This window comes from Bacillus sp. FSL R7-0166 (assembly GCF_038008935.1).
GTDB lineage: Bacteria > Bacillota > Bacilli > Bacillales > Bacillaceae > Bacillus > Bacillus altitudinis.
In genome coordinates this window covers 274,724-287,111 of record NZ_JBBPAC010000001.1, presented here as the reverse complement: position 1 = coordinate 287,111, position 12,388 = coordinate 274,724, and the positions used below count along the sequence as shown (strand labels likewise).

At 40.9% G+C, this 12,388-nt stretch carries 10 protein-coding genes; 3 read left to right on the top strand and 7 right to left on the bottom strand.

What is annotated here, in order from left to right:
- The first annotated feature begins 269 nt into the window (after positions 1 to 269).
- The gene (locus tag NST01_RS01580) at positions 270 to 1,310 is read left to right on the top strand and encodes a DUF4352 domain-containing protein (RefSeq protein ID WP_039963227.1); all 1,041 of its coding nucleotides are present in this window, start codon (positions 270 to 272) and stop codon (positions 1,308 to 1,310) included.
- A 48-nt stretch (positions 1,311 to 1,358) separates the two neighbouring features.
- Here NST01_RS01580 and NST01_RS01575 read toward each other — a convergent pair whose 3' ends face one another.
- The 3 genes from NST01_RS01575 to NST01_RS01565 form a co-directional block, all read right to left on the bottom strand.
- Positions 1,359 to 2,450 (bottom strand): SEC-C metal-binding domain-containing protein, encoded by a 1,092-nt coding sequence (locus NST01_RS01575; protein WP_135226915.1) that lies wholly within the window; start codon positions 2,448 to 2,450, stop codon positions 1,359 to 1,361.
- Between the two features lie 193 nt (positions 2,451 to 2,643).
- A complete protein-coding gene (locus NST01_RS01570; RefSeq protein ID WP_326114648.1) occupies positions 2,644 to 3,582 on the bottom strand; it encodes a response regulator in 939 nt (312 codons plus the stop codon).
- A 4-nt stretch (positions 3,583 to 3,586) separates the two neighbouring features.
- Positions 3,587 to 4,873, bottom strand: a complete 1,287-nt coding sequence (locus tag NST01_RS01565; RefSeq protein WP_046526603.1) for an ATP-binding protein — start codon at positions 4,871 to 4,873, stop codon at positions 3,587 to 3,589.
- Positions 4,874 to 5,390: 517 nt separating this feature from the next.
- Here NST01_RS01565 and NST01_RS01560 point away from each other — a divergent pair.
- Positions 5,391 to 6,371 (top strand): glutaminase, encoded by a 981-nt coding sequence (locus tag NST01_RS01560; protein WP_017366545.1) that lies wholly within the window; start codon positions 5,391 to 5,393, stop codon positions 6,369 to 6,371.
- A gap of 33 nt (positions 6,372 to 6,404) precedes the next feature.
- Positions 6,405 to 7,832, top strand: a complete 1,428-nt coding sequence (locus NST01_RS01555; RefSeq protein WP_326114645.1) for an alanine/glycine:cation symporter family protein — start codon at positions 6,405 to 6,407, stop codon at positions 7,830 to 7,832.
- A gap of 39 nt (positions 7,833 to 7,871) precedes the next feature.
- Here the strand turns inward: NST01_RS01555 and NST01_RS01550 are convergent, their stop codons facing one another.
- The 4 genes from NST01_RS01550 to NST01_RS01535 form a co-directional block, all read right to left on the bottom strand.
- Positions 7,872 to 8,732: an alpha/beta fold hydrolase gene (locus NST01_RS01550; RefSeq protein WP_326114643.1), complete on the bottom strand. Its 861-nt coding sequence runs from the start codon at positions 8,730 to 8,732 to the stop codon at positions 7,872 to 7,874.
- Between the two features lie 113 nt (positions 8,733 to 8,845).
- Entirely contained in the window at positions 8,846 to 9,211 is a 366-nt protein-coding gene (locus NST01_RS01545) for a VOC family protein (protein ID WP_008342155.1), read from the bottom strand.
- Between the two features lie 100 nt (positions 9,212 to 9,311).
- Complete coding sequence (locus NST01_RS01540) at positions 9,312 to 10,694, bottom strand: amino acid permease (RefSeq protein WP_251186008.1); 1,383 nt, start codon at positions 10,692 to 10,694, stop codon at positions 9,312 to 9,314.
- A 67-nt stretch (positions 10,695 to 10,761) separates the two neighbouring features.
- Positions 10,762 to 12,270, bottom strand: coding sequence for a class I adenylate-forming enzyme family protein (locus tag NST01_RS01535; protein WP_251186009.1), 1,509 nt, complete (start codon positions 12,268 to 12,270; stop codon positions 10,762 to 10,764).
- Between the last annotated feature and the right edge of the window lie 118 nt (positions 12,271 to 12,388).

Here is a 12,388-nt window from a genome sequence, read left to right as displayed (position 1 = left end):
CCCATGATAAATAGATAAATTAATTCTTATTAACTAGTATATTCTACTTATTAAATTCCGTTTTTTATAGGCATTTGTGTAAAAATCTATCAAAGATAGGGACTAAAACCTATTCCTCATCACGAATGAAATTCGATAGAATGAATAGTGCAAATCGTCATTAGGAGATTTTCCCCTTTAACACCCGAATATACCATTCTATCTGTTTCTTTTTTCTTAGTCAGATAGCGGGAAGAAAATGACGAAAGAAAAGCAAAGGAGCATCAACTGTGAATCTTAAAAAAATAAGTGCACTCCTCATGATTTCATTCGTGATGATCATCTCTGCAGCCTGCCAGAGCTCAGCAAAATCAACAAAGGATGACCAAAAATCAACAAAAACAGCAGAGGTAAAAGTGAATAGCTACGAATATACGTTACCAGAAGACTCAACAACTACCTTGCGAGACAATGAATTGGTGTTAAAAGTCAACCTGACGATCACGAACAAAGGTGACAAAGCCCTTTCACTATATAACTCTGATTTCACCCTTTATCAGGACGATGCCAAAGTCTCTGATTTAAAATTCTACGGCAGTAAAGACCGCCTTGATCTTGGGTCATTGAACAAAGGGAAATCACTATCAGGAGCGCTTTATTTCCTAGTAGATAAAGGCAAAAAATATCAGTTCGTGTACCAAGATAGCATCAAGAAAAACAGCGATTCGATCGAAATTGAACTAGATGGAGAAAAAATACTGGATACAGCGAAAAAGCTAGATAACCCAGCAAAAGCACTATCTGCTTATACAGATCTCATTGTTTTTGACAAAAAGAATGATCAATTCTCAGAATTAACAGGTGACAATCAATCAGATGTCGTTAATAAATATCACGAAATGTTTGTGAAAGACTTTAAGAGAAGTGCAGGCATATATGGAAACGAAGTCAGTGACCGCGATATTTTATCCATGTACAAACGTATGCAAAATACAATGAAGGATAAAGCGAAAGTGGAAACAAGTGTGAAAACCATCTCAGATGATGAAGCGAAGGTTGTCGCTCAAGTAACCGGTATTGATGCTTCTAACTTAAAAGACAAACTAGACAAACAAAGAGATGAGTTTTACAACGGCAAAATCCGTTCGAAAGAAGAATTGTATAAGAAAAGCTTGAATATGTACGCATCTGAGTTTGAAAAGCTTCCTCCAGTCTCAAGCCCTGCTGAGTATGAAGTGAAAATGAAACGTAACGGAGATGGTCAGTGGAAAATTGACCTCAATGATTATAATACAGAGCAATACATGAGTGGTTTTATTAAAACAAGATGATGAAAAAAAGACGCTGGCTCCTTGAAAGGTGCCGCGTCTTTTTTCATGCTATGATACAGTCGTCTCTTGCTCTTCTTTGACCGCTTTTTCAATGTCTTTAAATCGGCTCGATACAGTGGACGCACTAATTCCATACTTTTTAGCAACTTGTGCTTGAGAAAGCGGGGCATCGCTTGCAAGTGAATGAATATAATATTCGATTCCTGCAGCAAATGACGCCGCTTTACGGATCACAGGTGCTTTCTGATCACAGTAAGCTTTCCAAACCGTTAAAGCGCCATCTGTCAGGCTTTGGTCACCGTGCTCTTTCATCCCGTCTTCAATCAGCTTGGCTGTTTCCAGCTGAACGTCACTAGCCCATTCCATACGATCTGCTGATAGTCCTACTGTACTTCCTTCTGTTTGAGCAGGCGCTTCTGTTTCTTCAACTTCTTGCTTCGCAAACATACACTTCAGCACTTCAGGGAAGGCTTCTCTCATAAATGTGCTGCGTGCTCTTCCGTTTGCCTCATGCGCTTCAACGAGCTGGCGAACCTGAAGAAGAAGCGTATCAGTAAACTCTTTCGCAAACATCGTATATTGAATGAAAAACTCTGCCTTTTCTTCAAACTGAACAGGGAAACCTAGAACAAGACTACCTTTCTCTGGCAGCACAGTTTGATCCGGCTTCACATCAACTTCAACCTTCTCAGCTGTCACCATATTCTCAAAGTAAAGAGACTCGTCCGTTTTTTCATTTAATAAAAGCAAAGATGGCTCCATGTCTGTCCAAGATTCCACCACTTGTCTTGTTTTAGGACGGGTAATATCTTCTGCTTTTTTTGTCAGGAATTCTTGGAAGATGGTCTCTTTCTTATCTGTTAATGGGCGGAAGAAGATGCCCCATACACTCAAATGAAAGACTGAGATTTGTTGCGTTTCTTTATCCATATCTGCTAGGAAAGAAAACTCATTAATGAATTGATTGATCGCTCTCTGATGCTTAGAGAACGCATAATTCATTAAATCCTTTTGAACTTGTACAGCTTCCTTAAACACAAGCTCAGACGTTTGTTCTCCGCCTGACTTTTGACCACAGCAATGTTTATATTTTTTTCCGCTTCCGCATGGGCAGAGCGCATTTCGTTTAATTTTTCCCAAAATAAAACCTCCGACATTCTAGTCTAACCTCACTATTTTAACAAACGATTGCACAGGAGAGTTTTATTTTCAAGAAAAAAGAAAAATCAGAATGATCAGATAAATAACAAAGACGTCTATAAGAGCAAGGCGGCTCATAGTCAAAAGCACTCTGTCTCTGTTTATTTTCTCCAATCATTCCAATAGATTTCCCTCAGCTCATCCCTTCGAATAGCTGCTTTGCTTCAAAATAAAAGATTTGCACGAACTTTTTCGTATTGACCCTGCCTGTTGACCCTGCGGACGAAGAAGTTTTCTGCATTTCTTTCATTCTTTGGCTGACATCAGTGAAATCAAAAAACTTCGACGCATAGTGCTCAAATTTAGGATTTGAAAAATCTGTGAGCCCTAGTGATGCGAAATGATTTAAGGAATGATGGATGGCTCGTCTAATTCGCTGCTCTGCTGCTTTCACTTCCCGCATCACTTCCACATCCGCCGCACCACGACCAAGCTTTCGTTCCGCCGTTTTGATAAATAGCTGCTTTAATGGCGGAAAATTCACCTCATGAGAATTGGCTGTCTGCGTTTCATGTAAGTAGATCAAGATCTCTAGTAAATCCTTAGAGCCACTCTCTCCGACAATTCCTAATTCAGATAGGAGGAATTCTCCTGCCTCTTTCATCGTTCTTCGCTTTGATCCAGTACCTGTCTCAAGAGAAATCACTGGCTCTAATGGCAGCACATGCCGAAGAGAAGCTTGAATATCGTAAATTGATTTTTCCAGCTTGATCCGCTCCATGACCTTTCGAATGACACTGACAATCTCAATTCGATTGACGGGTTTATGAATATAATATTCAATTCCAAGTTCATAGGCTTCTGCCATCATCTCTTTTGCTTCTACTTGAGATATCATGATGACCTTTCCTTTGAATTCAGGGTGAATATGACGTATGGTTTGAATGCCGTCTCTAGCTGGCATTAAAAGATCAATCAGAAGGATGTCTACTTTTTTCAGGTTCAATGAATGCGCCTCTAATCCAATGCCGTCATCAGCTTCATCCACGACCTCTCCTAGATCCTCATCCTCAATGATCTGACCTAAAATCGAGCGTATTGCACGATCATCATCTGCAATGAAAAATCGCATACACTCACCCTCTCTGTATTAAATTTTTTATCGGAAGGACAAGCTGAAAAGCTGTTCCCTTCGTTTCTTTCTGCTCAATCTGGATTTGACCGTCCAGCTCTTGAACCAGCTCTCTCACATAGGATAAGCCAATCCCAGTTGACGGTGTTCCATATGCATCAAATTTTGAAGTATATCCAGGATCAAATACAATCTCTCTCAATTTCTCAGGAATACCCGGTCCATCATCCTCAACCCGAATCTCTATTTTATCATGACTCCCTTTTAATACGAGTGAGATGGCTCCATCATCCTTGATTGCTTCAACTGCATTTGCCATTAAATTATTAATCAGCGATAAGAAAATGAACACATGATACTCATGCAAGTGAATGCCTTTTATATCAGATGTAAAGGAAATGTTCTTCCCGAGAGATAGCGCATATTTCTCTTGAATGCGAATCACGATTTGAACAAGATCCTCTGCCCTCATATAATCTTGCATATTTTCCTTTGAAATCAGCTTTGAAAGCCCGGCGTAAATACGCTGATTGTCCTTTTTGACTTCATGTATTTCCCCTGCAAGCTTCAGCAGCTCCTGACTCACTTTCCTTCCCGCCTCATGTTCATTCAGCAGACGATAGAGCCGATAGGATTCTTGCGTTATGTGCTCTGTATGATTTAACGTTTTCTTTAAATGAACTGTTTCCTCATATAGATTTGAAATGACCATCATCATATGCTCATTTTGCTTCATGATTTGTTTCTCTCTTGATTGTGCCTCATACAGTCTCATCATATTAAAAAAGCTGATGACCACGAAGCTGTGAGCAAATGCAATGAGGATCATATCACTCAGCTTTGAGAAAGTCATGGTTGTATCAAACACTAAAAATTGTACAAACAGCTCAACAAAATCAGCAAGCAGTTCAATCATCAGTCCGATCAGCCCAATAAAAATGGAACGCTGCTTAAAACGTCCTGTACGGACAACAAAGAAAACAAAAGCATAAGTAAAGTAAAAAAAGAAGCTTGGAAACTGCTGATAAAATGACAGAGCCAGATCAGCTTTTTGCTGAATAAGATCTAAACCTACCCGAAATAGGACAATGGCTGCGCCTGTTAAAAACCCTGGCAGCAATGGTCTTGATTTTCTTAAAAGTAATAAGCAAAAGAAAAACGCAGGTGCCCCAAAACTAATGCGAAATGTTTCATTCACAGGATAAAACTTCAGCTCTCCCGCAAGCGGCACAATGACGATCATAAAAATCAAAATAAATGCGTCTTTTTTGACAAGCTGGTTTAAACTCAAATGACTGACATCCCTTCCCCTGTTTACATAGCCACAGTATACAAGGAGACTCTTTGCTTCACAATGAGCAAAAAAATTATTTTCACGGCTTCTTCTCTCTTCAAAATCATTTTTTATGACTATTCTCCGAGGAGGCATGGTGACCTTTCAGCTATTCTACGATTTGGAGATTGTCTACAATAATGGGAATTGTTTAGACAATTGCATGTAGACTAATTTTTATTTGTAAGTTTTTCTGTAGATTTTCGTCAGATTGTGTAGTTTCCAAGATAAATTGAATGAACAATTTTAGTGAAACTATATGTAAGCGTTTTCTGAATTTTCACTAAAAACCCTTTTTGTTGTTTCGTCGCCAAAGCCTTCATTTGAACATATATTTAGGTGTAAAGGAGTGGTACAAGCAGCGCATGACAAGTTCTTTGAAGATGTGTAACATGTTTTCGTGCCTATTTGATCGCATTTTTTGTCATCCGCCAATTCAATAGGGTACTTTTTGATTTTTGATTGGAGGAATCGTATGAAAACAGCAATTTCTAATAATACACAACACGCATGCCAGTCTTCTGTTGATCAATGGGCAGAAGAAATACGTCCGTATTACAAAAACGGGCAGAACGCTGGCTACATTCCAGCACTCGGAAAAGTAAATTCCTCTCAACTTGGTATCAGCGTGATAGGCCCAGATGGATCATCTGTACGTTATGGTGATTGGGACGTTCCCTTTACCCTGCAAAGTATCTCAAAAGTCATCAGCTTTATAGCTGCCTGTTTAGGAAGAGGCGTTGCGTACGTCTTGGATCGGGTAGATGTAGAGCCAACTGGTGATGCATTTAATTCGATCTACCGCCTTGAGATGCATAAACCAGGGAAGCCCTTTAATCCAATGATTAATGCTGGAGCTATTACCGTATCCTCCATCCTTCCTGGAAAGACTTCTACAGAAAAGCTAGCATATATTTTCGATTTAATCGAAAACTTAATAGGTAAGCGTCCTTCTGTTAATGAAGAGGTTTATCAATCAGAATGGGCAACTGCACACCGCAACCGGGCACTTGCTTATTATTTAAAAGAAACCAATTACTTAGAATCAGATGTCGAGGACACGTTAGAAGTGTATTTAAAGCAATGTTCCATTGAGGTCACAACAGAGGACATCGCCTTGATTGGACTGATTATTTCAAGTGATGGCTACCATCCCTTTAAACAAGTCCAAGTCATCCCAAAAGATATCGCAAGACTAACAAAGGCATTGATGCTGACATGCGGCATGTACAATGCGTCTGGTAATTTTGCGGCATTCGTAGGCGTTCCAGCCAAAAGTGGTGTGTCTGGAGGAATCATGGCTTGCGTTCCGCCAAGCGCAAGAAGAGAATTCCCATTTCAGACAGGCTGCGGGATCGGCATTTATGGTCCTGCCATTGACGATTGTGGAAATAGTATTACCGGTGTCATGATGCTGAAGAAACTCGCCAAAGAGTGGGATCTCAGTATTTTTTAAAAAGAACAGTGATGAATTCGAAGAGGTGATGTTATGAACGAAAAAGCTTTGCTATCTTATTTAACAACTACAAATGATTTTATTTGGACTTATCTTGTCATTGCTCTGTTACTTGGAGTAGGGGTCTACTTCACATATAGATCACGCTTCTTGCAAGTCAGAATGCTGAAAGAAATGCTGCGTGTTCTAAAAGAAGGAAGAAAAGAAAAAGAGGGAATCTCACCGTTCCAAGCATTTGCCATCAGTATGGCAGCACGTGTTGGAACAGGGAATATCACAGGGATTGCCATCGCTATTGCGATCGGTGGACCTGGCGCAATCTTCTGGATGTGGATCGTAGCGATTATCGGTTCTGCATCAAGCTTTGTTGAAAGTACACTAGCTCAGGTGTATAAAGTAAAAGATAAAACAGGCTTCCGCGGCGGACCTGCTTATTATATGGAAAAAGGGTTAAATAAGCGCTGGATGGGAATTTTATTTGCCATCCTGATCACGATCTCTTTTGGGATTGTCTTTAACGCAGTGCAATCAAATACAATCACCGTCGCTTTTAAAAACTCTTTTGGTCTAGATCGTTTAACTGTCGGAATCGTTATGGCTGTTATTTTTGCAGCGATTATTTTCAAAGGGATCAAAGCGATTGCAAAAGCATCTGAATATATTGTCGTTGTTCTTGCCGTTGCTTACATCGGGATTGCTTTCTTTGTCATTATCACAAATATCACTGAACTGCCAGGTGTCATCAGTACGATTGTGAAGCACGCTTTCGGATTTGAACAGTTTGCCGGCGGTACACTAGGTGGAGCATTGTTACAAGGGATTAAACGCGGTCTCTTCTCAAACGAAGCCGGTATGGGTAGTGCGCCTAACGCAGCAGCAACTGCTGTCACGAGCCACCCTGTCAAACAAGGGTTAATCCAAGCATTTGGTGTGTTAACAGATACGTTAATTATTTGTACAAGTACAGCCTTTCTTGTCCTGTTCTCTGATGCGTATAAAACAACCAATCTGCAAGGAATTGAGCTAACTCAGGCTTCATTAAGTCAGCACATTGGGCCTTGGGCTTCTGGATTCCTAGCGATCATGATTTTCTTATTCGCTTTTAGTACGTTAATCGGTAACTATTACTATGGTGAAACGAACATTGAATTCTTGGGAGCGAATAAAATTTGGCTCAACATCTATCGTGTGGCTGTCATTGGCATGGTTCTTTTCGGAGCTGTTGCGACTGTTCCTCTCGTTTGGGGTCTAGCCGACTTATTCATGGGTCTCATGGTCATCGTCAACCTCATTGCCATTACCATGTTGTCCAAAGTCGCCTTTGCAGCACTGAAGGATTACATGAGACAGAAAAAAGAAGGCAAAGATCCTGTTTTCTATAAAAACGCTGTTCCAAACAATGAAGAGATTGAATGCTGGGACGACGAACCTGTTTCCTTGAAAAAGAATCAAATCGGATAAAACAAATAAGCTCTGGTCATATGATCAGAGCTTATTTCTTTATGTTAAAAATTCGAGTATGAGCTTATTCACGACATCTGGTTTTTCATGATTGATCCAATGAGTGGCATCATCGACAAAAATCAGCTGTCCATTTGGGCAAATTTTGATTGTTTCTTTTGCGAGCTTTCTGCTTAGAAACTTGTCCTCCATTCCCCAGATCATGCGGACAGGAACGAGAATTCGTTTGGAAATCGGTTTTTCAAAGCCGCCTTTTTTAATCGCTCGATACCAATTCAACATGGACGTAATGGCTCCAGGCTGCGTCCATGCCAACTTATAGCTTGAGACATCTTCCTTCGTGAACAGATGAGGTCTTGTAGACAGTCCAATTGCTTCATCCAGTCTTTGAAAGTGATTTTCTTGAAGGGCTGCCTCTGGTACATTTGGAAGCTGAAAGAATGCGATATAAGAGCTCTTCTTCCACTGCGGCGGATAAAACGGAAGGACCTTCATCATCACACGAGGATGCGGCATGTTGACGATGATTAATTTTTCTACATATTGAGAACGGGTTGAAGCAAGATGCCAAGCAACAGCTCCGCCCCAATCATGTCCGCCGACAATAGCCTTTTGATTTGGGCTCAGCGCCTTAATTAATCCCACGATATCATCTCTTAATTTGTCTAAGACGTATGATTCGACTCCTTCTGGTTTGTCACTCAGATGGTATCCCCTTTGATCAGGAACAACGACACGATACCCCGCCTCAGCTAGGGGGAGGATTTGATTTTTCCAACCATACCAAAACTCAGGAAATCCATGCAGCAGGACCAGCAGTGGGCCATCTTCAGGACCAGCCATTGCTGTATGGAGCTTTATGCCGTTTGTTTGAATATATTGAAACTCAACTTGATCCATTCCTTTTCCACCCTTTCCCCATGTCTTATCATTCTTCCAACATAGCATATTTTCCATTTTTCAGAAAATAAAAACACTCACAAAAAAACCTTCACAAGGGTGAAGGTCTTTATTTATTTCATATAATTCAGCACCCATATCAGACCATTCTTCCGATCTTGTACTTGTCCATGAAGTGCGCCAAAAAACGTATCCTGTAATTCTACAAGGACATCTCCGTCAGCTTCAAGCGCCTCGTATACAGCCTTTAACTCTTCCTCATTGTCAAACTGCATGATCAATCGAAGATTCTCCGGTTTTGGTGTGCGGCCAAATGTATCTGAAAAGTGGAGCAGTGATTCTCCAAGGTGTAGCTCAGCATGCAATACACGGTCTTGATGTTCATTTAAGATACGAATATCTCCGCCAAAAATTCCTTGATAATATTGAAGAGATTCTTTGACGTCTTCTACGACAATATAAGGACTAACGCTGATCATTTCCCTCATCCTCCTCTTGTTCCGTTCATTATCTCTTATATAGCTTATCCCAAATCGTATGAAAAAAGGCACAAATCGTCAACGGATTTGCACCTTTTTCTCAAGCAGATTTCGCTAATTCACTGTGTTTGTTAGAATATGCTGCGTACATGACGACACCGATCATCAGCCAAACCCCGAAGTACAGCCATGTCCGGCCTGGTAAATTGAGCATCAGAAACACACAACAGCCCATCGAGATAATTGGCAAAACCGGTACAAATGGAACCCGGAATCCCCTTTCTAGCTGTTTATGTGTCTTTCTCAAAATGAGTACGGATAAACTCACCATCGCAAACGTTAATAATGCACCGATATTGGCTAGGTTAGACAGATCCTTCAAATCAATAAACCCTGAAATAACAGCTGTCATCCCGCCAATCACCCATATACTGGCAACAGGTGTATCACTTTTGTTTGTTTTTGAAAACACTTTAGGCAAGAGCCCGTCCCGCCCCATCGCAAAAGCAATTCGAGTTGCCGCATAATTATTGGCGAAAATCACAGCCATCAATCCAATCACAGCACCGACAGAAATAATACCAGCCACGCTATGTTGATGGACACTTTGCAGTACATAAGACATTGCCTCTGTCACATTCAACTTCGTATAGTGCACCATGCCTGTCATGACCAAACAAACGACAATATAAATGATCGTACAAATGAGCAATGAACCAATAATGCCAATTGGCAGGTTCCGCTGTGGATTTTTCACCTCTTCTGCAGAAGCCGAAATGGCATCGAATCCTAAAAAGGCAAAAAACACAGCAGCGGCTCCAGCAATAATCCCTTCCGTACCAAACGGCATGAACGGCTGCCAATTGGCTGGCTCTACATAAAAACCACCTACTACAATGAAAAGAACAATAATGCCAAGTTTCACAAACACCATGATATTATTGAATTTTTTACTTTCTTTCGTTCCTCTAGATAGGATCCACGCAATGAGTAAAGCAATGATAATTGCTGGCAAATTCATAAATCCGCCTTGTTCTGGACCAGCTAAAAATTGATGTGGAATTGAGATTCCAAACCCCTCCAGCAGGCTGTTAAAATAACTCGACCAGCCACTCGCTACAGCTGAAGCAGTCAGCATATAAACAGATAATAACGTCCATCCCATGAGATGACCTACGAGTTCACCCATTGTGGTATATGAATAAATGTACGCACTGCCGAACACAGGCAGCGCGGAAGCCATTTCTGCATAACAAAGTGCTGCTAAACTGCACACAATCGCTGCGATCGCAAAGGAGAAAATAACAGCCGGTCCTGCATCCTTAGCTGCTGTAATTCCGGTTAACACCATGACCCCCGTCCCAATCACAGCCCCTATGCCAAGGAGCGTGAGATCGAGCCCGCCCAGTGTTTTCTTTACCTTTTGCTGTCTGCTCTGTTCTAACAAATCGTGAATGTGTTTCTTACGAAGTATATGTCGCAAACCCTTTCCCTCCAAAACGTTAGAAAAACAAAAAAATCATTCAAATTTCATTATAGCAGAATAGGTCCTACGCATTCACAACCAATTCACGTAAATCTTTCTTCATGATTTTACCAAGTTTATTTTTTGGCAGATCGTGCGTGAAATGAATGGATGGCACTTTGTAATCTGCTAAACGTTCCTTGCAGTAATTCAACACATCTTCTTCGCAGAAATCGACAGATTCGTCTTTTACGATATATGCACTTGGTACTTCACCATATAAGTCATCTGGTACCCCAATGACAGCAGATTCAATTACACCTGGAATTTGATCAATGACCTCTTCCACTTGGTCAGGATAAATATTATCCCCACCGTATAGAATCACATCTTTGTATCTCCCTGTGATGTAAAGAAAACCGTCTTCATCCAGATAGCCTGCATCCCCCATATGGAACCAGCCATCTTTGAGCACTTTCTCTGTCGCTTCAGGTTGATGATAGTAGCCTAAGAAATAAAATGGGCTTCTCATGACGACCTCGCCAATTTCTCCAGCTGGCAGCGCCTCCTCTGTCTCAGGATGCACGATTTTGACTTCTACATCCGGATCCACTTTACCAGCAGAGCCCATTTTATCCTCGCCCATCGCTGGATGCCACGCACTCACAACCCACGCTTCTGTACTTCCATAGCCATGCATCATCTGAATGCCTACTTCTTTGTAATCTTTAATTAAGCGTACCGGTACCTTCGTACCGCCAGAAATTGCAATTTCAAAAGATGAGAGATCGTAAGAACCGCGCTTCATTTCTTCTAGCATGTACGTGTAAGCTGATGGGAAAGCCATCATAAACGTAATTCTTTCTTTCTCAATTGTTTCTAAAATGCGTTTCGGCGTTGCATCATGTAAGAAGACTAACGTATACCCTTCAATTGCAGCTGCAATCAGGTGATTAATTGAACTCATATGATACAGCGGATGACTTGCCAAGTACCGTTTTCCTCTCAGATCAAATCCTCGGTTCCCATGTCTTGTTAAAAATTGATAGATTCGCCCATGTCCGACCATACAACCTTTTGGATTGCCTGTTGTACCTGAAGTGAATAAAATCATGGCCAAATCCTCTTCTGATACCTCTTCAGCAAGATCACTTCCATCATTAGACGCCAATATGTCTTCAAACAGCTGTGTTGTTTTCGCATTGACACCAGATTCCACCATGAGACAATCTTCTAAAGACACATTCACTGCCGCAATGATGTCACGGAATTCACGGTCAAAAAATAAAGCTTTTGGCTCTGCTTTTTTCAAGATACCTTCTAGCTCAAAAGAGGTAAGCTGCCAGCTAAGCGGTACGGCGACTGCACCTGCTTTAATGGCTGCCAGCATAATCGTAGAAAAGTGATGATGGTTTTGACAAATAAAACAAACCCGGTCACCTTTTCGAATTCCTTTACGATGTAAGTAATGCGCCAGCTGATCAATGCGTTTTGCATATTCTTCAAATGTATAAGACACACCTCCGCCAGTTACCGCTTCAATTTGTGAAGAGCGTTCCATTCTGTCGTTTAGTAATGCCTGTAAAGTATTCAATATCTTCATCTCCAAACGTTTGATGTCCAATAGCCAATTTCCAGTGAATTGGATTGGCAGATTTTATCTCATTCACATTCTAAAATAAAAAGAGGTGAAAGTAAAATCATTTCATTTT

Excerpts from the sequence above, each read along its gene's own strand:
- NST01_RS01545 (WP_008342155.1), bottom strand. The coding sequence starts at position 9,211 with ATGATCAGCGTTAGTCCTTATATTGTCGTAGAAGACGTCAAAGAATCT.
- NST01_RS01550 (WP_326114643.1), bottom strand. The coding sequence starts at position 8,732 with ATGGATCAAGTTGAGTTTCAATATATTCAAACAAACGGCATAAAGCTC.
- NST01_RS01570 (WP_326114648.1), bottom strand. The coding sequence starts at position 3,582 with ATGCGATTTTTCATTGCAGATGATGATCGTGCAATACGCTCGATTTTA.
- NST01_RS01560 (WP_017366545.1), top strand. The coding sequence starts at position 5,391 with ATGAAAACAGCAATTTCTAATAATACACAACACGCATGCCAGTCTTCT.
- NST01_RS01555 (WP_326114645.1), top strand. The coding sequence starts at position 6,405 with ATGAACGAAAAAGCTTTGCTATCTTATTTAACAACTACAAATGATTTT.